The following is a 24,432-nucleotide window of genomic DNA, read 5'->3' on the forward strand; positions in this document are numbered from 1 at the left end:
CTCATGAGCAGTGGCGACAACTGTTGGGTATGGAGTGGACCGTCCGCACGGAGACCGATCGGCTCACCGAGTGGCAACGCGAAGATGGATACGTCACGATTCGAAAGCGCGAGCGGCCCGACGGCCGCTTTGTTGTCCGCCTAGACAAACTCGAACAGGCCGAAGGAGGGAGGGCATACGACCACGCGATTGTTGATACCGACGAGGCCGCTGCAGCGATTGTGAGCGAGTGGCGACAGACGAATTCCACGTAGGTATCTCGCTCCCGTGGCAGGCAGTCGCAATTTTGTCGCTCAACCGCTTGGTGAGGTGCCCTCAATCCGTGAGGCGACAAACGTCTCGAAGGACCCAGCGTACTGCATCAGTGTCGTACCGAGGATCGCCATGACCAGCACGTATCCGACGGCAAATGCGTTTATTGTTGCGGCCAGCTCAGCCGGGAACGTCCCTGCCTGTGCACCAGCGAGGGCGATCGTCGCGATAATAAGCGAAAACTCGCCACGAGTCGTCATTCCGAGCCCCACACGCGTCGATCGCCGGGCGTCGAGTCCGAACGCGCGGCCGCCGAAGTAGCCGCTCACGAGCTTCGTCGGCGTGGTGACGACCACTGCAAGGGTGACTATTCCGACCACGCCAGTCAAAAGGAGCGGGTCGGTGATGAGTCCGATCCAAAAGAAAAACACTGCAGCAAACGTATCTCGGATCGGTTCGAGGAGCTGTTCCATCTGGACAAGATCGTCGTGATCGATTGACGAAAACGCCATCCCGACAAAGAACGCAGCTACTGCTTCGCTGACGCCAAGTGCAAGTGCAGCCCCAGCGATAAGGACGGTAACTCCGAGCGCTCGGAGTACAATGAACTCGTGGGTTCCTGTCGCAACGAGTCGCTGGAACCACGCCGTTCCGACATAGACGAGCAGTAATAATCCGAGAATAAACGCCATCGCAATGCCGACGTCCACGGCTGCGGCTCCAAGACTCCCGCCGCCGAGGACGACCGCCGTCGTCACCGCGAGATAAATGGCGATGACAAGGTCTTCGAAGACGAGTGTTCCGAGCATCGGTTCGGCTTCATTATTTGCAATCCACCCGAGATCGATGAGCGACTTGGTGATCACCGCCGACGAAGAGATGTAGACGATCCCTGCAAAGAGAAAGGTGGGAAGAAACGACCCGAACAGGAGCCACCCGAGGACCATCCCTGCACCGAAGTTTACCCCAAGATCGATCACGCCCGACAGTCCAATCTCACGTCGTCGCTCGATGAGCCGATCGAGATTGAACTCCAAGCCGAGAAAGAACAACAACAGGACGATCCCGAGCTCTGCCCCGAGTTCGATAAATTCCGATTCCGTCACGTACGGCAGTCCCGCGCGGCCGACGACAAATTCACTGAGCGCCATCCCGACGATAATGTAAAACGGGATGACTGACTGCCCGACACGGCTTGCGATCGCACCGACTGTCGCGATCGCTGCAAAGACGACGCCAACCTCCAACAGTAGCTCTGCCATGAATACGCTCCGGGCGATCACTCACCAGCCAGCATCGCTTCGAAAGCGTCGCAGTTTTTTCGGGTACCAACAACGATCAGCGTGTCTTCCTCTCGAAAACCCGTGTTCGCCCTGGGACTCGTTATCGTCTCCTCTCCACGCTGAATCGCGATAACGGAGATACCGGTTTTTTGTCCCACTTCGGCGCTTCCGAGTGTCTCACCAATGAGATCGGCACCGGGCGGTACCTCGTACCACTCCAAGAGCAATCCACCGGGGAGCGTCGTCTCGGTCGAGTCGGGTTCGACCGGCTGAAAGTACGCACCTTCGATGATCGAACCAATCTTGCGCGCAAGCGGGTCGTCGAACTCAAACACCCGCTCGGAGTCGCTGTCGGCGTCCGATCGGCGGAACAGCTCTCGCTTGCCGGTGTTGTGGATGACGACGATCATCTCGTCATCGCCGTCAAGATCTATTTCGAATTTCTTGCCGACACCCGGCAGGGCTGATTCGGAAATCGTCATACGAACAGTTCCGCGAAGATCTACATAAATGGCGGGTGTCGCTCGAGCCGCTGGCAAACTAATAGTGTCCAAGGACACCCAACCGTCGCGCCCGATCGGTCGCGCGCATGAAGACGTAATAGCCGATTAGAACGTATCCGACCGCGACGCCGACAAGGACGACGAGATCGGCGATCGGAAACTCCCACAGCCGAACACCTTCGCCCATCGCCGCCTGAAGCATCGCGCTTCCCTGGACGACTGGCAACACAGAAAGCACAGGACTGTCAGCCACCGGCGCAGCGACCAGCCCAAAGATGCCAAACTGTAGCAGGCCGATCAACTCACCGATCCGTTTGTACAGCACTGCGATTCCCGCAAGCACAAGTCCAATGCCGGCGATCGACGTGATCGCGAGCACCGCGATCGGTACGACAGTGAGCAGATCGACTCGAAGCGACACATCCACCGTCACGAGCATCAGCGCGAGAACGCTCACACCCCATAGGAAGCTGAACAGAACCGTCACAGCGGTGGTGACGATCGTCACGCGTCCGAACCCAAGCGGCGACATGTACAGCTGTTCAAGTGTGCCCCACTGTGACTCGCGGGTGATCTTGTTCGTCGTCCCCTGATACGCTGAGATTGACAAGACAACGAGAAAGTACCCAACCACGAGCGCCCCCAACGAGTCGGTGAACGCCTCGCCAGCGACAGCTTCACCCCCAAACGCCGCGAGTGCGAAGAACAAATACGTCGCGACGATCCCAGCGGCTGTGTTGAGCGGATACCGTTTCAGCAGGATCCACTCCTTGCGAACGATCGCCCGCGACAGAAGCCAAATCCCACTCATCTCGCGGGCTCCGATCGATCAAAACGATCTCCGCGCAAGCGACCCTCGCCATCGGTTATCTGGAGGAACGCCTCCGCGAGATCGGGCTCGGCGGCACTGATGGAGACAACGTGCCCGCCAGCGTCGAGCAGCCGCCCCAAGATTGGATGGAGTTCATCGCCGCTTCCCACTGCGACGGTGACCCGGACCTGTTCGTCGGTAGCTGGGGTGACGGTTGGGTTGTACTCGACCAACACACGGGTAAGACGATCGGCCGAGAGCCCGTCAATAACGAGCTCGTACTCTTGGGTTCGAAACAGTTCGAGAAGCCCCGAGACCGAGTCGTCAGCAATGATCGACCCCTCATCCATCACGAGCACGCGATCAGCCAAGTCGGCAATTACGTCCATGTCGTGACTCGAGAGGACGACCGTGAGCGACTCCTTGTCGACGAGCCGACGGAGCTCACGGCGGAGTCCGAGCGAACTCTCGACGTCAAGGCCGAGCGTCGGTTCGTCTAAGAAGACGATCGGAACATCCCGCGAGAGCGTGCATGCGAGCGAGACTTTCTGTTTCATGCCCTGAGAGAGGTCGTTGACGGCGGTGTCTGCCTTTTCGAGAAGGTCAAATCGCTCGAGGAGTTCGTCGTGGCGATCGCGGGCGGCAGCCGGCTCTGTGCCCGCAAGACTCGAAAAGAATTGGAGGTTCTCTCGCACCGTGAGTCGCCAGTACACGTTTCGTGCCCCCTCGAGCATCGCCCCAACAGATCGGTACGCCAGAGTTGGATGACGCCCAACGTCGACACCTGCAACTGTCGCACGCCCGCTCGTCGGCTCGATCAACCCGAGCAGGCACTTTATCAAGGTTGTCTTGCCCGCGCCGTTTGGTCCCAGTAGTCCGACAACAGTGCCCTGGTCAATCTCGACAGAGATGTCATCGACCGCCAACACCTCACCGTAGCGCTTCGTGAGCGAGTCGGCAGCGATCGCTGGACCTGTCTCACGGATTGAGCCGTTTTCGTGCGATCGGAGAGCACGGTCGCCTTGTGAAGAACCCATTGACGCTCGTAGGCGATCCAGCGGCCTGAATGTTGGCCAGTTCTCGAGGCGAGAACTAGCAGTCTCTCAGGCCGCCCGCGTTGTTTAATCGGCTGGGACGACCGAAGAAGTCGGGAGCCCCTGCCTCGCGAAATACGTCAAAGTAGAATTGAAAAACGCTGAGAGTTCACACGCACCACAGGCGCTACACGTGGATCACTGATGTGACCGGAACACTACTGTAACCGCTTTGTCCGCTCGATAAGCGGATGTTTCGCGTAGTCGAGAATCTCAATGTCGTCGATTGAGGTCAGGTTTTCTTTGCGTGCGGTTTTCGCCATCCCGAGCTTGATCGGCTGTTTGGTCTTGATGATGTATGCATCCATTTCATCGATTCCAAGCTGGTCTGCCGCGAGTACGCGGTGATGGCCGTCAGCGAGGTACAATGTTCCGTCGTTGTCGATCACAACGAGCGGTTCGGCGAGCCCACGATCGAGTTCGTACTTTCGACCGTCAAGTTCGTCGGCGTATACCCGCCCTTGGGTCGGAACTAACGATGAGATGTCTACTGTTCGACGTTCCTCGTCCAGTTCTACCTCATGGATCTGTTCGAGTGTTCGAACGAGTTTGCCGACTTTCCCGGGAGTCGCGCGCTCAATCTGGCTGCGGACGACATCTGTATTCGAAATGATGCCCACAAGATTACCCGCGTCATCGACAACTGGGAGTTTCCTAATGCCCGATCGGAGGATCACCCTGGCGGCATCGGTCACCTTCATGTCAGGATGAGCAACAATAAGATCCTCTGTCATTACGGTGAAGATCGGGGCATCGTCATCGGCCAACAACAGGTCGCGAGCGGTGACAAATCCCTCCACTTTGCGGCCCTCACACACCGGAAAGCCGTTATGGCCCTCGCTTTCGATGATCCGTCTGGCGACCGATCGCACCGAATCCATCGGAGACACCGTTGCGACATCCTTCGTCATATACTCGCCGACGGTCGGCTTGTCAGTCATTGCACGCGCTACGATACGGCAGGAAAAAAAGCTGCCTGCTGTGGCGGTCTCAATCGTTGGAGTAGGGCACGGTTCCTATTTTCGGTAGCAATCAGCAGTATTTTGCTGTGAGTGGCTGGGCCTCACTACGTTGCTACTTTCTATTTTCGTGCTTCTGGCGGGACGCACCGGGCGACCGGAGGGATATCCTTCAAATGACGTTCCCAGCACCAGCAACGTGCAGGACGCTTCATCGAAGCACGCACTCCAGCGGAACGGCTTGCTAGAGTGTGGAATGTCACAAAACCCTCCTGAACGTTCGTATAGACCGTGTTTGAGGGCCATGTGACTCTTGTACCTTCGCTACAGGTACTAGTAATAGTTTCGAGTATGAATCATACCATTAGATACTGTTTACTTCTACTTTTTGTAGCTGTTACGCAACCCCACCGATCGTTCTCAGTCTTCAGGGAACTCCACTGTCTGTCCTGCAGTATACGTCGGCGCGGTCGGCGCAGACCGAAGTGTCTCGAAAAATCGACCCGCGACGATGTCCCGAACGATCGGATCGAGGTCGTCTGAGGAGTCCGGATCGATATCTTCGAGGATACCAAGCGAGAGCTGCCCGCCTGCCATGTCTGCGTGGCCACCTGCATCGCCGATCTGATCGAACGCCTCTCGGAACGTCTCGCCGAGATCGATCATTCCGCCACGGGCCCGCCCCGACACGTACACTGTCCCGTCCATGTAGCCGTAGACAACTGTTGTGTCAACATCTTCCATGTTCAAAAGCAGGTCTGCAGCCTGTGAAAGGGTATCTCGATCGCGAAGCGAACCAACACCGGTTGCGAGCACGCCATCTTTGACTTCGCGGTTTCGGATCGCGCGCGCAGTCACTGACAGCACCTCCGCACTCAGACTCGGCGTCTCAACCTGATCAAGCACGTCGTGGTCCGTATACGGACGGAGAAATGCTGCCGCCTCGAAGTCCGCAGTCGCAACCTCGCGAACGAAGTCATTGGTATCCGTTCGTATTCCGTACACGAGTGCGGTCGCAAGCTGCTCGGTCGGTTCGATCCCCAACCGCCGGTAGTACTCTGCAAGTATCGTGCTCGTTGAGCCGATAGCCGGGCGTATATCAACGAATCGACCCGATTGAGAAAGCGGAACACGCGGCGGATGGTGGTCGATGACGAACGAAACCGCCGTATCAATCGGCAAAAAGTCATTGATCCCGGCCCGCGCGTGATCCACGAGCGCGATCGCCCCGAAATCCGCTGGATCAAACGTCGTTGGATCCACTCGAGTAATCGGCAATTCCAGGAGGTTCACGAGCGCGCGGTTTTCTTGATGAGAGATTTCCCCTCCGTAGTACGCGGTTGCTGGAACACCCACGTATTCGGCCAGATAAGCCAACGCCAGTGCGCTCGCGATCGCATCTGGGTCGGGATTGTCGTGGGCGACGACCGCAAGCGGCCCATCAAGCTGACGGAGCCTCAAGAGTAACTCGACAACGGTCTGTCCACCAGGTCCTGCTGCGGCGTCGAGGATTCGCGTTGCAATATATGCGGACATATCCATTGTCTCGTCGGTGCATGAGTCGATCGCTTTCCGTTGATCGAGATCCATCTCGGGCGTGACAACACCAAAGACGAACGCCCCGTCAATCGTATCACAAACCGTATGGGCGATCTGAACCGCAAGATCGGGATCGGTATCACCGACAATGACAGAATCAATGTCTGAGGGATACAGCGTCGAATCAGTTGGATCACCCTCAACTGCTGAGATTCCTGCGTCCCGGAGAGTGGTCACCCATCCCGTATTATTGGTTACTACGTACAACTCGCCGAGATCGTCTTCCATTGCCTCGACGAGTTCGGTCCCGACCGGACTCCGACCGAGTACCAACCGACGGTGCATACCGATAGCTGGAGACGAATTCGGAAAACGGTACCGAGTCACCCACAAAAGACGAGATACTTCAGCGTTTCAGGCGAACAACGCGCTCGCTGCGGCCTCAGCCGTTTCGAGCGCGATCGGGAAGCCGGGCAACAACAGCACGGTCGCGACCGCTGCAAAGATCACCGCGGCGTACAACCCGGTCGGCTTCGAGTCGATCACATCGAGATTCCCGTTGGGTTGCTCGATCCAGAGTGCCTTCACCACACGGCTGTAGTAGTACAGCGACAGTGCGCTCGTGATCGCGCCGACTGCAGCAAGCCACCAAAAGCCCGCTGACACCGCGCTGGCGAACAGCGCGTACTTCGAAAAGAAGCCCCCGAAGACGGGCAATCCAGCGAGACTGAACATGAACACCGCCATCGCGAGCGACGCGAACGGCGCCTTCGTCGACAGTCCAGCGTAATCCTCGAACGTCCGGCCGACGCCCCAGTACTCGACCATCGCGATGAACAGGAACGCCCCGGTGTTCATGAAGCCGTAGATCAACAGGTGCGCCATCGCGGCACCCATCACGTCGCCGTTGTGTGGGCCGCCGGCGGTCAACGCGGCGAGTCCGATCAACGCATAGCCGGCATGGCCGATCGACGAGTACGCCAACATTCGTTTGACGTTCTCTTGGGTCGCCGCGGCGAAGTTTCCGAGTACCATCGTCACCACCGCGAGAACCGCGAACGCGAGCGCCCAGTCGATCGCCGGTGTGGCGTCCAAAAGCGGCATGAACGACGTGGAGAACACCCTGAAGGCGACGACAAAGCCGGCGGCCTTCGAGGCACTTGAGAGGAAGGCACTGATCGGTGCCGGTGCGCCCTCGTAGGCCTCTGGTGCCCAGAAGTGGAACGGCACCGAGGCTGTCTTGTAGGCAAAGCCGCCCGCGATCATCAACACGCCAATGCCGGCGACTCCGGCAAAGCCTGCGACGCCGTCGTCGAATCCGGCCGCAACCTCACTCAAGAGGAGCGATCCGGTAACCGCGTACACGAGGCTGATCCCGAAGGCGAACACTGCCGACGAGAGCGCCCCGATAAGGAAGTACTTGAGGCTCGATTCGACGCTGCCGCGGTTCTTTTTCAAGAACCCGACGAGCGCGTAGGATGGCAGCGAGGCCATCTCGAGGCTCACGAACACTGTCGCGAGCGAGTTCGACACCGCCATGAGCGCCATTCCCAGCGTCGCAAACATCAAAAGCGAATAGTACGAGGCAGCGTTTTCGTGGCCGGCCAGATAGTCGTGGCTCGCGACAACGACGAGCGCGGCGACGCTCGTGAAGATCGCTGTGAAGAACAGCGCCATCCCGTCAACGACGATCGCCTCGCTGAACAGTGTGATCGAACCACCGACCTGACCGGTCCCCGAAACGAGGTACCAGACAGTCACCGCCAGCGCGGTGAGCGATCCAAGCGCAGAGACGATCGCAAACGTCGTGTTTCCGTTCCGCCCGGGCCAGATCGCGTCGATCGTCAACAGCAACAATCCGGTGAGAGCAAGGATCAACACCGGGGCGATCGCGGTCCACTCTGGAAGGACGATCTGCAGTGGCGCGGCCGCAACGGCGTTCGTAACCGATACGGCACTCATCAGAGCCCACCTCCGTTATCGAGGATTGGGCCAACCGCGTCGAATATCATCTCAAGGAACACCTCTGGAGCGACACCGAGTGCGATGATCGCGAGAAGCAGCACTGCCATTGGCGCAATCTCGTGCATTGGTGCCGGGGTAATCTCGTAGTCGGTTTCGAGTCGGAACGGTCCGAACAGTGTTCGCTGCATCGCAAGCAGCAGGTAGCCGGCGACGATCACGATGCCGAACATCGCAAGCGCCGTGAAGATCGGCGCATACGGCAACAGCGTCGAGTCGAACGAGCCGGCGAAGATGAAGAACTCGCCGGCGAAGCCCGCCATGAGCGGCAAGCCCATGTAGGCGAACGCGCCAGCGACGAGGATCCCCACCGCAACGGGCATCCGATCGGCCATCCCGGACATGTCCGAGACGATCCGCGTGTGCGTCGCGTTGTAGATCACGCCGACGGACATGAACATCAGTCCCGAGATGAGGCCGTGGGCGACCATCTGGAAGGTCGCCCCGCCGACACCAAACTCGGTGAACGCGATTAGTCCAAGGATGACGTATCCCATCGACGAGACCGACGAGTACGCGACGATGCGTTTGAGGTCCGTCTGTGCAAGCGCCAACATCGCCCCGTAAATGACCGAGACGACCGCAACGATCGCGATCGGAATCGCGAGCAAACTCGCCTGGTCTGGAAGCATTGTGAAGTTGAACCGCAACAGGGCGTAGGTCCCCATCTTCAACAGCACGCCCGCCAGCATGATCGACACTGGCGTCGGTGCTTCAACGTGGGCATCCGGCAGCCAGGTGTGAACCGGCACAACCGGGACCTTCACTGCGAAGCCGACGAACAGTGCGAGGAACGCGATCAGCTTGAGTGTCTCAGGCGCGAGGCCGAACCACGCACCAAGTTGGTCGTTCGCGAGCGCCTGGGTGATCTCGGGCAGCCCGAACGTCGAGGGGCCGAGCCCGAAGACCAGCGCCATGAAGCCAATGAACATCGCAAGCGACGCGATGTTCGTATACACGAAGAACTTGATCGCGGCGTATTTGCGGCGCGGTCCGCCCCAGACGCCGATGAGGAAGTACATCGGCACCAACACCGCCTCCCAGAAGATGAACCACAGGAAGAAATCGAGCGCGGTGAACACGCCCAGCAGGTTCGCTTCCATGAACAACATGAGCCCGTAGAACTGGCTCTGTCTGTCGTCGATCGGCGTCCACGCGCTGACGATCGAAAGCGTCGCGAGGAACGTCGTCAGTACGACGAGCGGCAGACTAATTCCGTCGACGCCGACGAACCACTGTACCTGAATTCCAGCGATTTCTAGCCACGGAATCACCGTCTCGAAGGCGATTTCGCCGCCGGTCAGTGCGTTCCCACCGGATTCGAACGCCGACCACATGTAGAGACTGCCGGCGATCGGCACCAGACTGAGTGCGAACGCTGTTTTTCCAGCGTATTTGTTCGGAACGGCGAAGGTGAAAAGCGCCGCCGCGAACGTGAACGCAATGAGTGCTTCGATGATCACAGGAACCACCCCCCGAGCAGCCCGAACGCGAGCAACAACGCGGTCAACCCAAGCGTTAGCAGTGCCGCGTAGTTGGTCACGACGCCGGTCTGGATCCGTCTGATCCGGCTGCCACTGAAGAGGCTCACCGAGGAGACGCCGTTGACGACGCCGTCAACCACACCCTGGTCGAACGTATCGGCGACCGAGGCGACAGCGCGGGTTCGGTTCGCGATCCATACCTGGAACTCGTCCTGATAGTAGTTGTTGTACAGCACGTCTTTAATCGCCCCGAGCTTGGCGGTGTGTTCGGTCGGTTCGGCGACGTTGTAGAGCTGTGTCGCCAACAGGAGACCCCCGAGTGCGAGGCCAAGCGAGACCGCCGCGCCGACCAGCACGGTCGTCGCCTCGCCACCGATGTAACCGCTTGAGTACGGCGACACCTCGGCGTAGTGGTGTGCAGTGAGTGGATCGAAGCTCTGGTCGAGCCACTGGTGCAGATAGTCGATTCCTTCGAGACCGAGGACCTTCTGGACCGGTACCATATTCACGAGTCCCGCGGTCACCGCGAGCACACCGAGCACCGTCAGGGGGAACTTGACGTTCCACCGAACGGGCTCTGGATCGCGCGCGGTGTCCGATCGCGGTTCACCGTGGAACGTAAGATACACCATCCGGAAGGTGTAAAACGCCGTCACTGGCACTGCGAGCAGTCCCATAGCGTACGCGCCAAGTAACAGCGGACTGCCGCCAAGACCGTGAATCAGCGCCTCGTAGAGCACCTCGTCTTTCGACCAAAAGCCCGAGAACGGGAAGATGCCCGCCAGCGCGAGTGAGCCAGCGAGGAATGTCCAGTAGGTTACCGGCATTTTGTCCTTGAGGCCACCCATGTCCCACATGTTCTCATTGTGGTGCATCGCAATGATGACCGACCCCGCACCGAGGAACAAAAGCGCCTTGAAGAAGGCGTGGGTCATGAGGTGGAACGTCGCCGCGACGTACCCGCCCGCACCGAGCGCGAGCATCATGTAGCCGTACTGTGAGATCGTCGAGTATGCCAGCACTTGCTTGATTTCGCGTTTGACGACACCCATTGTTGCCGCGAACAGTGCGGTGAAGCCGCCGATAAACGCGATGATCGCGAGCGCGGTCGGCGACACCGCATAGAAGCCGTACATCCGCGCGACGAGGTAGACGCCAGCAGCGACCATCGTCGCAGCGTGGATGAGTGCCGAGACCGGTGTCGGGCCTTCCATCGCGTCAGGCAGCCACGTGTGCAGTGGGAACTGCGCGGACTTACCGACCACGCCGCCGAGCATCAACAGGCCAACGATCGTGAACCACGTCGTCGGATCGAAGCCGAAGGTGTTCACCGTCACATCACCCGCGACTGCCTCCTCAGCGAGGACTGGGAACGACTCTGCGCCGGCGAAGGCGGCTGTGCCGAACGTCGCAAAGACGGCAACGACGCCAATGAGGAAGAAGTAGTCACCAAAACGGGTGACGAGGAACGCCTTCTTCGCCGCCGATGGCGGGCCATCTTCGCGGAACGAAAAGCCGATCAGGAGATACGAACACAGCCCAACCAGTTCGAAGAACATGAACGCCATGAGCAGGTTGTCCGCAACAACGAATCCAAGCATCGACGCCGTGAACAGCCCAAGCCCGGCGTAGTACCGCGGCAGGCCCGTTTCGCCCTCGTCGTTCATGTAGCCGAGACTGAAGACGTGGACGAGCGTCGCGATCAGCGTCACGATGACGAGCATCATCGCCGACAGCGGATCGATTAACACGCCGAAGGTCAGCTCCCACGGCTGCTCACCGAAGCCACTCGCCCACGTGTAGATTGTCTCCTGATACGCGCCCTGTGATCGAACCGTCAGGAACGCCCAGATCGACAACAAGAGCGATCCCGCAGTCGCCGCAATGCCGGCCAGCGCGCCGCCCTTCGGGAGGTATTTTCCCGCAAAGAGCGCGATCAAAAACGACAGGAACGGGAGCAACACGATCGCCGGAACGTACTCAAATGCCATCTGTTACCACCTCATTGTCGCTGCGTCTGTCACGGAGACGCTACCGAAGTTGCGGTACAGTACGAGGATGATCCCGATCCCGATCGCGACCTCGGCGGCCGCGAGCGCAATCACGAACAGCGCGAATGTTTGACCCGTCAGGTTCCCCCAGAACAGCGAGAACGCGACGAAGTTGATGTTTGCCGCATTGAGCATCAGCTCGACGGACATCAAAAAGTACAGCGCGTTGTCTCGTGTGAGGACCCCGAAGAGCCCGATACAGAAGACCGCCGCAGACAGGAGCAAATAGTACTGTGCTGGAACCATCAGCGAGATCCCTCCGTTGTATCAGTGCTGTCGGGTGTGTCTGTTTCCATGGATGCCTCCTCGGCCGTGGCCGCTGTGGTGGCCTCGGCGGTATCAAGCAGCTCTCGACCGCCGTCGGTCAAGAGCGCGACGATCGAGCCCTCCTCCTCGCGCTTTGCGAGAAAGAGCGCGCCGTCGACGGCCACATCAAGCCCGATCGCGATGATCAGGAAGGCGGCCAAAAAGCCCTCCGAGGCGATCGTTCCCATGTCACCCTGGAGATCGAACATTGCATAGCCGATGTGGGCCACGATGCTTTCGCCCTCAGGGAACGCAACTGCGGTCCCGAACGAGGACTGCACGATTGCGACCGCCATCACGACGAACAGGGCGACCGCCGCGAGGCCCGGAACCAGGCTTGAACCGGAATTACCGGTCTCATCGGTTGTCATACGCTACTCACCTCCGGATCGGTTCGCGTCAGCATCACGGCGAACGTGATAAGAATGAGAACCCCGCCGACGTACACGAGGATCTGCATCGCTGCGATGAACTCCGCTTGCAGCATCACGTAATGCACCGCGACGCTCAACAGCGCGCCGCCCAAAAGCAACGAGGCGTGAAACACGTCTCGGGCCAGGACGACGCCCAGGCTGCAGCCCAGTGTGATGAGGGCGAACAGCGCGAACGCGATGGTCTCATAAACCATTGTGTGTGTGTCCAGTAGGAATCCCTTTGAAGATTTCGAGAACGATCGGAACATCCCCCCGATAGCGGCATCGATGTATCACTAATCCGGACCAAAATTTTGCCTCAGTCCGAATATCCCAGCGGTTCACCGTGGATTCAACGGGGGTCGGCGTCGCGAGCGCGCGTCTGGTCGCTGATGATTACTGGTAATCGATTTCGCCGTCGCCCTCGCCAACCCACGCGCTCCGATCGGGGTTCCGCGAGTTGAGCGGGTCGATCCCTTTGTACCACGGAACGTTTTTGAGCTGTTCTTTGTTGTAGACGAAGTCGTTTTTCGTGTCCGCGGTGAACTCGAAGTTCTGCGTCAGCAAGATTGCGTCCACCGGGCAGACCTCCTCACAGAGCCGACAGTAGATACACTGCCCGATGTGAAGATTGTACTGTTCGCCGTTGCGCATGTCGTCTTGAACGATCTGGATCGTATCGTTCGGACAGACGTTCTCACACTGTCGACACCAGATACAGCGCTCTTGGCTGAACTTGTGCACACCGCGGAAGCGCGGACTCACCTCGGGTGCAGTTTCTGGGTACTCGACGGTGAACGTCTTGCCGTCCAGCGCGTGTTTCATCGTCGTTGCCATCGATTTGAGTAGTCCGATCATATTAGAGTAACACCCCCACGATTACTGCTGTGAGAACTAGGTTCCCAAAGGAGAGCACGAGCATCCCCTTCCAACCAATTTCGATAAGTTGATCGATCCGCACCCGCGGCAGCGCCGAGCGTGCCCACTGGGTGAACAAGAAGAACGCCCACATCTTGATCACGAACCAGACGAACCCTGGAACGAACGACAGCGCCGAAATCGGCGCAGCCGCCCCGCCGAGGAACACCACGGCCATGATCGCGCCGCCGAGGAAGATGTGGATGAACTCCCCGAGGTAAAACAGCACGAAGTACACAGAGGAGTACTCCGTCTGGTAGCCAGCGACGATCTCCGTCGGCGCTTCCGGAATGTCGAACGGATTGCGGCCGATCTCAGCCATGTTCGCGACGAGGAACAACACGAACGCGAACGGATTCACGAACGCGTACCACGCCGGAATCGAAACGCCGGCGATCGTCACGAGCGCATCGCCTTGCGCGGCGACAATCTCGCTCATCTGTAATGTCCCCGCAAAGATCACGACCGACAGCGCGGTGATAATAAGCGGGATCTCATAGGCGATGTTCTGTGCAACCGCCCGAAGCCCACCCATGAGCGAATACTTGTTGTTCGATGAGTAGCCGGCCATAATCAGCGCGACCGACGCAATCGAGGCGAACGCGAAGACGATCGCGAGTCCTGCTTCTGGATCCGCGAGGTGGAAATTAATCGGGCCGAGATCGCCCATCGGAATGACCGCAAACCCGAGCAGTGCCGACGCTGGGAGCACTATCGGTGCCAGATCCCACGAGGGACGATCGACACCCTCAGGGACGATCAACTCTTTCGAGAGCAATCGCACCGCGTCAGGGATGATCACGAGGATCCCGAACGGACCGATCCGATTTACGGCGATTCGGTCGGTGAACGCCGCGGTGATCTTTCGTTTTGCCCACGGACCGGCAACTGCCGTCATCGCGAGCATGATGTTCGCGATCAAGAACGCGCCGATCAGGCCACCGACGATCTCACCGAGCACGCCGCTCAGTCCTAACATGCTGGCGATCTGTTCGGGCAACAACGCCGACTGGAGTGGAGCCGCCATCAGCGATCCACCTCACCGAGCACGATGTCGAGGCTGCCGAGCGCGGCGATCATGTCAGGGACGTACTCGCCGTTGGACATCTCCGGTAGCGTCTGGAGATTCGAAAAGCACGGGCTGCGAATCTTAAATCGCGCGGGTTTTTCCGTTCCGTCCGCACGCATGTAGATGCCGAGTTCGCCTTTTGCGCCCTCGACCGCGCGGTAGATCTCCTTGTCGTCGTCCGGACGCAGCGTCCGTGGGACGTTCGACTGGATGTTGCGTTCGTCTTCTGGCCAGTCTTCGAGTAGGTCGATGCACTGTTCGACGATTTTCGCAGACTGCTCGACTTCGAGCATCCGGACGAGCAGTCGGCTGTAGTTGTCACAGCCATCTTTGACGATCACGTCCCAATCGAGTTCGTCGTAGTAGCCGTACGGATCGTCCCGGCGGAGATCGTAATCGATTCCCGAGCCGCGGGCGACGGGTCCGGTCGCACCATAGCTCTTTGCGACCTCCGGCGGCAGAATACCGGTATCGACCGTCCGCATCTGCAGGATCTCGTTGCCTGTCACGAGGTCGTGGTACTCCTCGAGGTGTTCGGGGAGTCGATCGAGATAATCGCGCGTCATCTCGAAGAACTCCTCGCGTGGTTCCGGCAGGTCCCAGACGACTCCACCGAGCCGGAAGTAGTTGAACATCAGTCGCTGGCCGGTCAGGTCTTCGAGGATGTTCTGGACTTCCTCGCGATCGCGGACCGCGTACATGAAGATCGCCGTGAAGTCACCGTAGACGTCCAGCGCAAACGTGCCGAGTGCGAGGAAGTGTGCGGCCATCCGACACAGTTCTGCACCCATTGTGCGGATAATCTGCGCGTACTCGGGGACCTCAATATCGTTGAGATCTTCGGCCGCCCGTGCATAGGCCCACTCGTTGAGCAGCCCTGCAGAAATGTAGTCCCAGCGATCGGGATACGGCATAATCTGGTGCCGATACGTCTTCGTCTGACACATCTGCTCCTCACAGCGGTGCAGATACCCGATGTCGGATTCGACGTCGGCAACCTGCTCGCCGTCCAGCGTCGCCTTTACGTGGAGCACGCCGTGGGTTGCCGGATGATGCGGCCCGATGTTGAGGAACATGGTGTCGCTGTCGGAGTCAGATCGTTGATCCTCCTGTAGCGGGTTCGCGTGCTCGCGGAGCGAGACGATCTGTGGCCGATCCTGATCGTAGTCCATCGACAGCGGATGACCTTGCCAGGTATCGGGCAGCAGAATTCGACGGAGATCTGGGTGCTCGTCGTAGTCAATCCCGATCAGGTCGTAGGCCTCTCGTTCGTGCCAATCAGCAGTCCGAAACACCGGTTCTGCGGACTGGCTGACTGGATGTTCTTTGTCTGCAGGCACGACGACACTCGCCTCCTGGGTCGGGTCGTCGTATTTTTTCAGGTGGTAAATCGACTCGTAGCGGTCCTCATACTCCTGGGCGGTGACACACGAGAGGTGATCGAAGCCCGCATCGTCGCGGAGGCGTCGAAGCGCGTCCTGAACGGTGTCTGGACGGATGACGAAGCCAGGCGCATTGACGTGGTCTTCGCGATCGATCACGAGATCGCCGAGCAGTTCGGCGAGTTCGTCCGCAGACTGTCCCTCCTCGACAGTGTCAGGCAGTTGTTCTTCGAGGCTCATGGTGAGTCACCCCAGTTGTACCGCATGACGAGGTCGTCGGTGTCAATATCCTCGGCGAGTTGCTCGACGATTTCGTCGCGTTCGAGGTCGCCGAACTGTTCGAGCTCGTAGGGCTTGACCACAACCGGCGAGGATTCACCGTTTGCGATCCGCTCTTGGAGCTTCGCGACTCCGTAGACGAGCGCTTCGGGCCGTGGTGGACAGCCGGGGATGTGGATGTCGATCGGGATAACCTCCTCGGCACCCTTGATGACGTTGTATCCCTCCTGAAACGGCCCGCCGGAGATGGTACACGAGCCCATACCGATGACAAACTTGGGCTCCGGCATCTGGTCGTAGACGCGCTTCATCCGCGGGGCGAACTTCGAAACGATCGTCCCGGGGATGATGATGACGTCGGCCTGCCGCGGTGACGCACGGGGGACGCCCGCGGCGAAGCGGTCAAGATCGTGTTTGACCGCGTAGGTGTGCATCATCTCGATGCTGCAGCAGGCGATCCCAAACTGCAGCATGAACATCGAGGAGCCACGAACCCAGTTCATGAACTTGTCGAACTTCGTGAGGATGAACGGGGTCGAGCCGAACGCCTCGCGCAGCCGCGAGTTAAACCGATCGTCCTGGCCCGCGAGTCGGGCGTCGCGCGTTTCGGTCAGTACTTTCGAGTCGTCGGTGACAAAGGGGTGTTGTTGGCTGCTCATGCGTCTTGTTTTTGTGTCTTACGACGGGTAGCGCGGGGACTTTTGATCCACTCGACCGCACCGTTCCGCCACGCCCATACGAGACCGATCACGAGGATACCGATGAAAAGCAACATCGGCCCGAGTGCTCGTGTAAGGCCGACCGTGCTCACCGCGTCGTTGTAGATGACGGCCCACGGGAACACGAGGACGGTTTCGATGTCGAACACGACAAACAGCAGCGCAACCATGTAGTATTGGATGTTAAACTTGAAGCTGCGGGCTGTGCCGGTCGGTATCTCACCGCTCTCGTACGTAGCGCTTTTACCTTGTTCGGGTACGCTTGGGCGAAGCAGCGCCGACACGACCATCATCGCGATGGGGATGCCCACGCCGATAAGCGCCAACGCACCGATTGCGATCCATGACATTCCGAATTCTCCGTAACGTCTGAGCGTTAGGAACCCACCGGTATAAGCGTTGATTTTCTGCCCCCGCTGTCAACCGAACAATACCTCACGACGATCGACCGATACCGCAAGACAACACACCGTAATCAAAAACAGTTACTCGTCGAAGCCGTCTCGGCCACGATCGTGCAGCCGCTTCGACACGTCCCCAACGCCGCTTTGCAGCTCTTCGTGGTAGGCAACGAGCCGATCGCGGAGTTCGGCGTGTTCGCGCGAAAGCACTTGTACTGCCGATAGCGCGGCATTGAACGACTTGCCCGCGTCGACGGCGACAATTGGCGCACCCGTGGGCATCCCGATAACCGAGTCGACGGATTTCTCCTGGACTGGGACGCCGATTACCGGAATCGGGTAGGCGATTGAGGCGGTCATGTTCGGCAGGTCAGCTGATTTCCCACCCGCCCCGGCGATGAGTACGTCAAGGCCGCGATCGGCCGCCGTCTCGCCGTAGACGTACATCAGTTCGGGTGTGCGGTGTGCGGAGACAACGTAACTCTCGAACGTAAATCGACTTTCCGGCGGATTCTCGAAGTCAGTCTGTTCAGCGAAGCCGAGTTCGAAGAGCGCCTCGTACGCGCCGTCCATCGTCGGCAGGTCCGAATCCGATCCCATGATGATCCCTACGTCGGGGGTTTCGGCGGGATCGCGGTTCTGTTCGGCTTCGGCTTCAAGTCGATCGATCAGGGTTGAAACGCTTTGTGGAAGTGCCATTTGTGATCACTCGAACGTCAGGTCTGCAGTGAGGTCTCTCGCGTTCGCCAGGAGTGTTTCGATCGCGTTCGGGTCTGCAGCATCTGCGGTAGTATCCGTCACAGTGACGTGGCCCATCTTCCGTAGTGGTCGAACCTCACGCTTGCCATACCAGTGTAGGCTGGCGGTCGGCGATTCGAGGATAGGATCGACACCGGTGAGGATTGCGGCCGCAGGCTCGTCGACATCTCCGAGGATATTGACGCTTACCGTCGGCTCACGGAGTTCTGTCGAGCCAAGCGGCCAGCCAAGAACCGCGCGGATGTGGTTTTCGAACTGCGAGGTTCGAGCGCCTTCGATCGTCCAATGCCCCGAGTTGTGTGGCCGCGGTGCGATCTCGTTGACCAGAATCTCGCCACCTTGGGTCTCGAAGAGCTCGATTCCGTAGACGCCGCGCCCATCAAGCATGTCGAGAACGTCTGTGGCAACCTCGGTTGCTCGATCGCGGACCTCGGCGTCAGCTCGCGGCGGCGAGACGCTCTCGCGGAGAATTTCGGCCTCGTGAATCGTCTCGGTGACGGGATAGGTTGCGACCTCATCGGCACCTTTGACGCCGATCACCGACAGCTCTCGTTCGAACGGGACAAACGCCTCCGCCATCGCATCGCCGCCGACCGCAGAGAGGGCGGCTTCAGCCTCGTCGGGTTCGATCGCCGGCGCGTTACCGCGACCGTCGTAGCCGCCGCGACGGGCCTTCACCATTACCCCATCAAGTTCTTCGATCGCGTGCACGAGATCACGCTCTCCACCGACGCCAACGAACTCCGGCACCGGAATCCCGGCATGCGCAAGCGCCTCGTTTTGGACGAGTTTGTCCTGGATCGTCCGAAGCGTGTCTGGATCGGGATGAACGGGGACGTCGTACGCCTCACTCACGCGATCGAGCACGTCGGGATCGGCCAGTTCGATCTCGAAGGTGAGCAGATCGACTCGCTCGGCAAGTCGCTCGACAGCCTGCTCGTCGTCGAAGTCTCCCACGACCTGTTCGCGCGCAACCAACGACGCAGGGCACTCGGGAGTTGGATCAAGGACCACAAGTTCGACGCCGAGCGGGGCGGCCGCCTCTGCAAGCATCCGTCCGAGCTGACCGCCGCCGATCACGCCGATCGTCGGTCCGGGAATTCGTCGTGTCACGGTCGATCGATTACGGATGATACTGCATAAACGTTCCCACAAAGGACGGATGAATAGTCACAAACTTGGATACGATCGGCCGCGAACGGTAGTTCTTTGCGGCAACCACGATATCGGTGAGCTATGGTAAGACTTGGGCTCGTCGTCGCACAGTTCAACTCGTCTGTGACCAAACCGATGCGCGAGGCCGCGGAGGCGGCTGCGGACGAACGGAACGCCGAAATTGTCGAGAAGATCGAGGTTCCGGGCGCATACGACTCGCCGCTGGCAGCCGATCGGCTGGCGCGGCGGTCGGATGTTGAGGCCGTTGCGGTGCTCGGCGCAATCGTGACGGGTGATACCGAACACGATCGAGTAATTGGTGACGCAACCGCGAAATCGCTGACTGAGGTGAGTCTCGATCGGGACAAACCCGTGACCTTCGGCGTGAGCGGCCCGGGAATGAGTGCTGCGGAGGCACGTGAACGGACTGACAAAGGAGCGGAAGCGGTAAACGCAGCGATCGACATGGTTGAGGTACTAGCATGACACTGGACTTTGCGGACCGAGTCGAGCGGGTCGAGCCGAGCGCAACGCTCGCGATCAGCAACCTTGCGAGCGAACTGGAAGCAGAAGGCAAAGACGTGGTCGACCTCTCGGTCGGCGAGCCGGATTTCCCGACGCCCGACAACGTCGTCGAAGCCGGGAAAGCGGCCATGGACGCCGGCCACACCGGGTACACATCCTCGAACGGGATCCGCGAGCTTCGAGCGGCGATCGCCGAGAAGCTCCGCGGCAACGGCCTCGACGCCGACGCAGACGAGATCATCGTCACACCCGGCGGCAAGCAGGCGCTCTACGAGGTCATCAACACTCTCATCGACGGTGGTGACGAGGTCGTCCTGCTCGATCCTGCCTGGGTGTCCTACGAGGCGATGGTCAAACTCGCCGGTGGATCGCTCTCGCGGGTCGATCTCTCTCCGTACGAATTCCAACTGGAACCCGCGCTCGACGATCTGGCCGAGGCCGTCTCCGACGACACAGAGTTGCTCGTCGTGAACTCCCCGTCGAACCCGACGGGCGCAGTGTACTCCGACACAGCACTGGAGGGCGTCCGCGATCTGGCAGTCGAACACGACATCACCGTCATTTCCGATGAAATCTACGAGCGAATCGTTTACGGCGTCGAGCAGACGTCACTCGGCTCGCTTGAGGGCATGGGCGATCGCACGATCACAATCAACGGCTTCTCGAAGGCCTTCTCGATGACCGGCTGGCGGCTCGGTTACTTCCACGCCCCCGAGGCACTCGTCTCGCAGGCGGGCAAACTGCACTCGCACTCGGTGTCGTGTGCGGTCAACTTCGTCCAACACGCCGGCGTCGAAGCACTCTCGTCGGCTACCGACAACGCGGTCGAAGAGATGCGTGTCGCATTCGCCGAGCGCCGGGATATGCTCGTCGAGCTGTTGGCCGACCACGGCGTCGACGTGCCGGTCGGCGACGGCGCGTTCTACATGATGTTGCCCGTCGACGACGACGATCAGGCGTGGTGTGAGGGTGCGATCGAAGATGCACAGGTTGCGACCGTACCGGGCAGCGCGTTCAATGCGCCAGGCTACGCGCGGATCTCCTACGCTGCAAGTGAGGAACGACTTCGCGAGGCGGTCGATCGGCTCGCAGAGAACGGCTACCTGTAGGCAACGATTGTACGGCCGCCTGTTACTCGAAAACTGCGACCACGGTCCCCTCCGTGAGCGGATCGGGCATCTGATCGCGTCGTTCGCGTTCCTCGTACTGTGCAGCCTCACGATACTCGACCCGCGCTGCACCTGTCTCGTCGACCGCATACACGACGCCGTCGGTTCCCATATCCGCAACCCAGTGTGAGCCGTCGTCGCTCACCCCTTCGCTTGCCCCACCGATCACGAGCAGCATGACGATCGAGATGGGCCCAGCGCGATCAATGACGGTCGTTTCTTGAACTGAGTACTCCACGCGTAAAATGTAGTCCGATGATTCGCATATCGAACGATGGTGGACGTACGCGCCCTCGAAATCGGTGACATACTCGACAGCGCTGTCGTCTGTGACCGTACTCGGTGGATCTGGGTACGGGATCGTTCCGACTGTCTCGACTGTCCGGGATTCTCCGCCCTGTTCGATCTCGATCGTTTCGGGATCGCGGTCGCACTCGGGGCGGTTCGGCTCTCCGTCGAACTGGTCGGCGATCGACGGGTGAGAGTCTGAGGCATTGTCAGCACTCAGGCAGCCAGGCAAGGCGATCCCGACTGCGCCGATAGAGGTGAGGTACGTACGGCGGTAGATCATGGCTGAACATCTCTCAGTGTTGCTGAAAAACATGCGAAGGCACAAACAGGTATTTGTGATATGGCGATCGGCTCTTCGACGAACAGCATCGCGAGACTGACTCAGCCGCTATCCACAAACCGGAATCCGTCATCCGGCTCGTCACTCGTTTTCAACGCTTCGTCGCCAGGATCGGCGGCTTCGGCGGCCTTGGCGATCTGCTCCGCACGGGTGAAGTCGCCCACGCCGCCGGTTCCCATCACGTCGCCGCCGTCGTCGTGGGCGAAAATTAGGCTGTCAGCGATCGATGAAAACGCCGCCGCTGCGGGCGAATCCGGACGGTAGATCACGATCGGCTCGCTTCGATCCTGTGCATCCGCCACGGCTGGATCGTCTGGCACGGCTCCGAGCAACTCGGTGTCAAGAAACGACGCTAGCCGATCCGGAGGCGGCGCGTTGCCGGTTCCGCTGCGGTTGAAAATCACGCCGGCAACGGTCCCGTTAACCCGGTTTGCGAGCTCGATCGTCTTTTTTGTGTCTCTAACGGCGGCGACCCGTGGGGTCGAAACGACGATCACCTCGTCAGCGAGTCGCAGCGGGTAGATCGTCTCGGGGCTGACTCCCGCAGCGGTGTCGATGAGTACAAAATCGTATTTTGGCCGCAGCGCCCGGATAACCGGTGCGATCGTCGCGACGTTGACCGCGTTGAAATCGTCCAGGGAGGTGTCAGCGGGGATCACATCAACGCCCGGCGGAACACGTGACACGGCCTGAGAGACGGTTGCCGTACCTGAGAGGACGTCGTGGATTGTCGTCTGCGGATCAATCTTCAAAAAGTCTACAACATTCGCCATTGCGAGATCGAGTTCGACGACGGCTACCCGTTCGCCGGCATTGGCGAGCGCAGCTCCGAGGTTCAACGCAGTCGTCGTCTTGCCAACGCCGCCTTTTGCGCCGGCGATTGCGATTACAACGCCATCGGCCATGTGCTATGTTGTACACCTCCATTTGATAAATACCCGGGTGTTGGAGCTACGCCAAGTCGGCTACGCAGTGGTATTTGCACAGTCACTCCATGCGGATTACAGTCACTGGTCGATCGGCATTAAGGATGATATCTTGTGTAACGCTACCGAACAAGGCCTTCCCAGCCGGCGATCGCTTTCGCCCACCAACGAGAATCATGTCTGCGTTCACCGCTGTTGTGAGCGATCGAATCGCCTCGCCGGGCTCACCGCTGTCCTCGTGGACTGTAACGTCGATTCCCGTTCGATCGAGTGCCTCGACAAATCGCCGGACGGATCCGACCTGGGTAGCGGATGCGCCGCTTGGATTGTCTTCGAACGAATGGAGTACGTGCACGTCGAATTCTGCAGGGTCTCCGGGAAGTGCGGTTACCTGCTCAGCAAGTTGTGTGCCGTGTGTTTCCACGTCGTCGACACCGACTACGATGGTGTACATACACGATCGTTCGGATAAGAGGTATTTATTTCATCCAGTTATGGACTCTTCGGAGATGCCAGGAAGCCGATCAGACGTCCAGTGCTTCGGCCAACTGGAAAAACGTCTCGATCGTGAGATCAGGCTCAGTCCCAAACGATTCCCACGGAGTTTTCTTTCGATTGACCCAGACGGTCTGCAATCCGGCGTGACTCGCGCCCATCACGTCGAACCAGCCAGCACTCACGTGGGTGATCTCCTTGAGTGGGGTACCGGTCCGACCCGCAGCGTACCGGTAAAGATCTGCGGCCGGTTTGAACGTCTCAATCTCATCAGCACTGACCGTATCCACGATGAGGTCGCCGATATCGGCGTGGTCGACCATCGACGCGAGCATCTCTGGATTGCCGTTCGAGACGACATAACAGTCGTAACCGCCATCGCGGAGGCGTTCGATTCCCGCTCGGACGTCGTCGAACACGTCCAGTTCGTGGTAGACCGCCAGAATCTCGTCGCGCTCCTCGGTCGTGATTTCGACACCGTGGGTATCGAGGGCGTACTGGAGCGCGTCACGGTTGATCTCGTAAAACGGCTGGTATGCGTCGATCTGGTTGGCAACAAACGTGTACGCGAGCGATCGTGAGCGCCAGAGCTTCGAGACGGGTTCAGGGTCTTCGACTCGTGCGTCAAGTGCCTGTTCGGCGGCGTCAACGTCGACGAGCGTGCTGTAGGAATCGAATGTTATGGTCGAAACGCGATCGGGATCGAATGACATGACTCACCAGAGGGTCGCCAAGGTGGTAACCGTTGGCTCACTGTGGCTCTGGTGGCTCAGCGTCGTCAACGTTCTCGGAGACGTACGTGACGAGCCACAGGAAGAAGCCGAGAATAACACCGATCGTGATTGCGCCGTAGGCAGCCAGCCCGATCGAGGTCGGTGGTAACTCAATCAGAAAGAACAATCGCGGCGGCGTGACCGAGGAGACGACCATCGGGAGCAAGTAGCCGGTGACGCCAGCAAACGCGACAATCCCGAGATACAGAATGAGAATGATCCGTTTGCCGCTGCGCGATCGGGTGGACACATCCGTCGATATGGACTGTGTCCTGTAGGACCTTACGATTCTTCGTGCAATTGCTGGACGTGCAGAACCGTCGATCGGACCGATGTGGCTTTGAGGGACGATCACGAACGAGTTGTATGGAAGACCGAGACCTCCTCGGGCTCGTACTCGCAGGAATTGCCGTGATGATGTTCCTCACTGGAATCGTCCTCATCATGTGACCACAGACGGTATTGGATGATCTTGAGCGGAATAAAAAGCGTCGTATCGCATAACCTATCTGCA

Annotated in this window: 28 protein-coding genes; 4 read left to right on the forward strand and 24 right to left on the reverse strand. The window is 59.4% G+C overall.

From position 1 onward, the window contains the following. The first annotated feature begins 29 nt into the window (after positions 1-29). Positions 30-254 carry a DUF7543 family protein gene (locus E5K03_RS05635; protein ID WP_138005380.1) on the forward strand — a complete coding sequence of 75 codons (225 nt, stop codon included), beginning with the start codon at positions 30-32 and terminating at the stop codon, positions 252-254. A gap of 39 nt (positions 255-293) precedes the next feature. Here the strand turns inward: E5K03_RS05635 and E5K03_RS05640 are convergent, their stop codons facing one another. The 19 genes from E5K03_RS05640 to E5K03_RS05730 all read right to left on the reverse strand — a co-directional run bounded on the left by E5K03_RS05640 (position 294) and on the right by E5K03_RS05730 (position 19,357). Further along, a complete protein-coding gene (locus tag E5K03_RS05640; RefSeq protein ID WP_138005381.1) occupies positions 294-1,514 on the reverse strand; it encodes a cation:proton antiporter in 1,221 nt (406 codons plus the stop codon). A 17-nt stretch (positions 1,515-1,531) separates the two neighbouring features. Further along, entirely contained in the window at positions 1,532-2,017 is a 486-nt protein-coding gene (locus tag E5K03_RS05645; RefSeq protein WP_138005382.1) for a cation:proton antiporter regulatory subunit, read from the reverse strand. 58 nt (positions 2,018-2,075) lie between these two features. Further along, the gene (locus E5K03_RS05650) at positions 2,076-2,849 is read right to left on the reverse strand and encodes an ABC transporter permease (protein WP_138005383.1); all 774 of its coding nucleotides are present in this window, start codon (positions 2,847-2,849) and stop codon (positions 2,076-2,078) included. Further along, positions 2,846-3,886, reverse strand: coding sequence for an ABC transporter ATP-binding protein (locus E5K03_RS05655; protein ID WP_138005384.1), 1,041 nt, complete (start codon positions 3,884-3,886; stop codon positions 2,846-2,848). Before E5K03_RS05655 ends, E5K03_RS05650 begins: the two co-directional genes overlap by 4 nt. Positions 3,887-4,101: 215 nt before the next feature. Then, positions 4,102-4,884: a CBS domain-containing protein gene (locus tag E5K03_RS05660; RefSeq protein WP_138005385.1), complete on the reverse strand. Its 783-nt coding sequence runs from the start codon at positions 4,882-4,884 to the stop codon at positions 4,102-4,104. A 438-nt stretch (positions 4,885-5,322) separates the two neighbouring features. Continuing rightward, positions 5,323-6,786, reverse strand: a complete 1,464-nt coding sequence (locus E5K03_RS05665) for a DHH family phosphoesterase (protein ID WP_138005386.1) — start codon at positions 6,784-6,786, stop codon at positions 5,323-5,325. Between the two features lie 69 nt (positions 6,787-6,855). Continuing rightward, positions 6,856-8,403, reverse strand: coding sequence for an NADH-quinone oxidoreductase subunit N (locus E5K03_RS05670; protein ID WP_138005387.1), 1,548 nt, complete (start codon positions 8,401-8,403; stop codon positions 6,856-6,858). Then, the gene (locus E5K03_RS05675; RefSeq protein WP_171006609.1) at positions 8,403-9,926 is read right to left on the reverse strand and encodes a complex I subunit 4 family protein; all 1,524 of its coding nucleotides are present in this window, start codon (positions 9,924-9,926) and stop codon (positions 8,403-8,405) included. Before E5K03_RS05675 ends, E5K03_RS05670 begins: the two co-directional genes overlap by 1 nt. After that, positions 9,923-11,938, reverse strand: a complete 2,016-nt coding sequence (gene nuoL, locus E5K03_RS05680; protein ID WP_138005388.1) for an NADH-quinone oxidoreductase subunit L — start codon at positions 11,936-11,938, stop codon at positions 9,923-9,925. Before nuoL ends, E5K03_RS05675 begins: the two co-directional genes overlap by 4 nt. 3 nt (positions 11,939-11,941) lie before the next feature. Further along, positions 11,942-12,244: an NADH-quinone oxidoreductase subunit NuoK gene (nuoK, locus tag E5K03_RS05685; protein ID WP_137198853.1), complete on the reverse strand. Its 303-nt coding sequence runs from the start codon at positions 12,242-12,244 to the stop codon at positions 11,942-11,944. Then, positions 12,244-12,675, reverse strand: coding sequence for a proton-conducting membrane transporter (locus E5K03_RS05690; protein ID WP_138005389.1), 432 nt, complete (start codon positions 12,673-12,675; stop codon positions 12,244-12,246). Before E5K03_RS05690 ends, nuoK begins: the two co-directional genes overlap by 1 nt. Next, positions 12,672-12,932: an NADH-quinone oxidoreductase subunit J gene (locus E5K03_RS05695; RefSeq protein ID WP_137198855.1), complete on the reverse strand. Its 261-nt coding sequence runs from the start codon at positions 12,930-12,932 to the stop codon at positions 12,672-12,674. Before E5K03_RS05695 ends, E5K03_RS05690 begins: the two co-directional genes overlap by 4 nt. Before the next feature lie 181 nt (positions 12,933-13,113). Beyond that, positions 13,114-13,575 (reverse strand): NuoI/complex I 23 kDa subunit family protein, encoded by a 462-nt coding sequence (locus E5K03_RS05700; RefSeq protein ID WP_138005390.1) that lies wholly within the window; start codon positions 13,573-13,575, stop codon positions 13,114-13,116. A gap of 1 nt (position 13,576) precedes the next feature. Beyond that, positions 13,577-14,665: a complex I subunit 1/NuoH family protein gene (locus E5K03_RS05705; RefSeq protein WP_394343964.1), complete on the reverse strand. Its 1,089-nt coding sequence runs from the start codon at positions 14,663-14,665 to the stop codon at positions 13,577-13,579. Beyond that, a complete protein-coding gene (locus E5K03_RS05710; RefSeq protein ID WP_138005392.1) occupies positions 14,662-16,326 on the reverse strand; it encodes an NADH-quinone oxidoreductase subunit D in 1,665 nt (554 codons plus the stop codon). The genes E5K03_RS05705 and E5K03_RS05710 overlap by 4 nt, the downstream gene beginning before the upstream one ends. Further along, positions 16,323-17,024 carry an NADH-quinone oxidoreductase subunit B gene (locus E5K03_RS05715; RefSeq protein ID WP_137198859.1) on the reverse strand — a complete coding sequence of 234 codons (702 nt, stop codon included), beginning with the start codon at positions 17,022-17,024 and terminating at the stop codon, positions 16,323-16,325. The genes E5K03_RS05710 and E5K03_RS05715 overlap by 4 nt, the downstream gene beginning before the upstream one ends. Then, positions 17,021-17,434 (reverse strand): NADH-quinone oxidoreductase subunit A, encoded by a 414-nt coding sequence (locus E5K03_RS05720; RefSeq protein WP_137198860.1) that lies wholly within the window; start codon positions 17,432-17,434, stop codon positions 17,021-17,023. Before E5K03_RS05720 ends, E5K03_RS05715 begins: the two co-directional genes overlap by 4 nt. Before the next feature lie 135 nt (positions 17,435-17,569). After that, positions 17,570-18,184, reverse strand: a complete 615-nt coding sequence (gene purE, locus E5K03_RS05725; protein WP_138005393.1) for a 5-(carboxyamino)imidazole ribonucleotide mutase — start codon at positions 18,182-18,184, stop codon at positions 17,570-17,572. Between the two features lie 6 nt (positions 18,185-18,190). Then, entirely contained in the window at positions 18,191-19,357 is a 1,167-nt protein-coding gene (locus E5K03_RS05730) for a 5-(carboxyamino)imidazole ribonucleotide synthase (protein WP_138005394.1), read from the reverse strand. Positions 19,358-19,480: 123 nt separating this feature from the next. Here E5K03_RS05730 and ribH point away from each other — a divergent pair, with 123 nt between their 5' ends. After that, entirely contained in the window at positions 19,481-19,885 is a 405-nt protein-coding gene (ribH, locus tag E5K03_RS05735; RefSeq protein ID WP_138005395.1) for a 6,7-dimethyl-8-ribityllumazine synthase, read from the forward strand. After that, entirely contained in the window at positions 19,882-21,033 is a 1,152-nt protein-coding gene (locus E5K03_RS05740; RefSeq protein ID WP_138005396.1) for a pyridoxal phosphate-dependent aminotransferase, read from the forward strand. Before ribH ends, E5K03_RS05740 begins: the two co-directional genes overlap by 4 nt. 22 nt (positions 21,034-21,055) lie before the next feature. Here the strand turns inward: E5K03_RS05740 and E5K03_RS05745 are convergent, their stop codons facing one another. The 5 genes from E5K03_RS05745 to E5K03_RS05765 form a co-directional block, all read right to left on the reverse strand. Beyond that, positions 21,056-21,664, reverse strand: coding sequence for a hypothetical protein (locus E5K03_RS05745; RefSeq protein ID WP_138005397.1), 609 nt, complete (start codon positions 21,662-21,664; stop codon positions 21,056-21,058). A gap of 101 nt (positions 21,665-21,765) precedes the next feature. Continuing rightward, entirely contained in the window at positions 21,766-22,629 is an 864-nt protein-coding gene (locus tag E5K03_RS05750; protein ID WP_138005398.1) for a MinD/ParA family ATP-binding protein, read from the reverse strand. Between the two features lie 82 nt (positions 22,630-22,711). Continuing rightward, on the reverse strand, positions 22,712-23,104 hold the full coding sequence (locus E5K03_RS05755; RefSeq protein ID WP_138005399.1) for a universal stress protein: 393 nt from the start codon (positions 23,102-23,104) through the stop codon (positions 22,712-22,714). Between the two features lie 70 nt (positions 23,105-23,174). Then, positions 23,175-23,858 (reverse strand): haloacid dehalogenase type II, encoded by a 684-nt coding sequence (locus E5K03_RS05760; protein WP_138005400.1) that lies wholly within the window; start codon positions 23,856-23,858, stop codon positions 23,175-23,177. Positions 23,859-23,895: 37 nt separating this feature from the next. After that, positions 23,896-24,168, reverse strand: coding sequence for a DUF7520 family protein (locus E5K03_RS05765; RefSeq protein ID WP_138005401.1), 273 nt, complete (start codon positions 24,166-24,168; stop codon positions 23,896-23,898). Positions 24,169-24,212: 44 nt separating this feature from the next. Here E5K03_RS05765 and E5K03_RS17115 point away from each other — a divergent pair, with 44 nt between their 5' ends. After that, entirely contained in the window at positions 24,213-24,368 is a 156-nt protein-coding gene (locus E5K03_RS17115) for a hypothetical protein (protein WP_171006604.1), read from the forward strand. Positions 24,369-24,432: the final 64 nt, after the last annotated feature.

The organism is Halalkalirubrum salinum (assembly GCF_005543295.1).
Taxonomy (GTDB): domain Archaea; phylum Halobacteriota; class Halobacteria; order Halobacteriales; family Haloferacaceae; genus Halalkalirubrum; species Halalkalirubrum salinum.

Bases quoted from the DNA above. Each gene is read 5' to 3' on its own strand.
- E5K03_RS05635 (WP_138005380.1), top strand. From the start codon at position 30: ATGGAGTGGACCGTCCGCACGGAGACCGATCGGCTCACCGAGTGGCAA.
- E5K03_RS05640 (WP_138005381.1), bottom strand. From the start codon at position 1,514: ATGGCAGAGCTACTGTTGGAGGTTGGCGTCGTCTTTGCAGCGATCGCG.
- E5K03_RS05645 (WP_138005382.1), bottom strand. From the start codon at position 2,017: ATGACGATTTCCGAATCAGCCCTGCCGGGTGTCGGCAAGAAATTCGAA.
- E5K03_RS05650 (WP_138005383.1), bottom strand. From the start codon at position 2,849: ATGAGTGGGATTTGGCTTCTGTCGCGGGCGATCGTTCGCAAGGAGTGG.
- E5K03_RS05655 (WP_138005384.1), bottom strand. From the start codon at position 3,886: ATGGGTTCTTCACAAGGCGACCGTGCTCTCCGATCGCACGAAAACGGC.
- E5K03_RS05660 (WP_138005385.1), bottom strand. From the start codon at position 4,884: ATGACTGACAAGCCGACCGTCGGCGAGTATATGACGAAGGATGTCGCA.
- E5K03_RS05665 (WP_138005386.1), bottom strand. From the start codon at position 6,786: ATGCACCGTCGGTTGGTACTCGGTCGGAGTCCGGTCGGGACCGAACTC.
- E5K03_RS05670 (WP_138005387.1), bottom strand. From the start codon at position 8,403: ATGAGTGCCGTATCGGTTACGAACGCCGTTGCGGCCGCGCCACTGCAG.
- nuoL (WP_138005388.1), bottom strand. From the start codon at position 11,938: ATGGCATTTGAGTACGTTCCGGCGATCGTGTTGCTCCCGTTCCTGTCG.
- nuoK (WP_137198853.1), bottom strand. From the start codon at position 12,244: ATGGTTCCAGCACAGTACTATTTGCTCCTGTCTGCGGCGGTCTTCTGT.
- E5K03_RS05690 (WP_138005389.1), bottom strand. From the start codon at position 12,675: ATGACAACCGATGAGACCGGTAATTCCGGTTCAAGCCTGGTTCCGGGC.
- E5K03_RS05695 (WP_137198855.1), bottom strand. From the start codon at position 12,932: ATGGTTTATGAGACCATCGCGTTCGCGCTGTTCGCCCTCATCACACTG.
- E5K03_RS05700 (WP_138005390.1), bottom strand. From the start codon at position 13,575: ATGATCGGACTACTCAAATCGATGGCAACGACGATGAAACACGCGCTG.
- E5K03_RS05710 (WP_138005392.1), bottom strand. From the start codon at position 16,326: ATGAGCCTCGAAGAACAACTGCCTGACACTGTCGAGGAGGGACAGTCT.
- E5K03_RS05715 (WP_137198859.1), bottom strand. From the start codon at position 17,024: ATGAGCAGCCAACAACACCCCTTTGTCACCGACGACTCGAAAGTACTG.
- E5K03_RS05720 (WP_137198860.1), bottom strand. From the start codon at position 17,434: ATGTCATGGATCGCAATCGGTGCGTTGGCGCTTATCGGCGTGGGCATC.
- purE (WP_138005393.1), bottom strand. From the start codon at position 18,184: ATGGCACTTCCACAAAGCGTTTCAACCCTGATCGATCGACTTGAAGCC.
- ribH (WP_138005395.1), top strand. From the start codon at position 19,481: ATGGTAAGACTTGGGCTCGTCGTCGCACAGTTCAACTCGTCTGTGACC.
- E5K03_RS05740 (WP_138005396.1), top strand. From the start codon at position 19,882: ATGACACTGGACTTTGCGGACCGAGTCGAGCGGGTCGAGCCGAGCGCA.
- E5K03_RS05745 (WP_138005397.1), bottom strand. From the start codon at position 21,664: ATGATCTACCGCCGTACGTACCTCACCTCTATCGGCGCAGTCGGGATC.
- E5K03_RS05750 (WP_138005398.1), bottom strand. From the start codon at position 22,629: ATGGCCGATGGCGTTGTAATCGCAATCGCCGGCGCAAAAGGCGGCGTT.
- E5K03_RS05755 (WP_138005399.1), bottom strand. From the start codon at position 23,104: ATGTACACCATCGTAGTCGGTGTCGACGACGTGGAAACACACGGCACA.
- E5K03_RS05760 (WP_138005400.1), bottom strand. From the start codon at position 23,858: ATGTCATTCGATCCCGATCGCGTTTCGACCATAACATTCGATTCCTAC.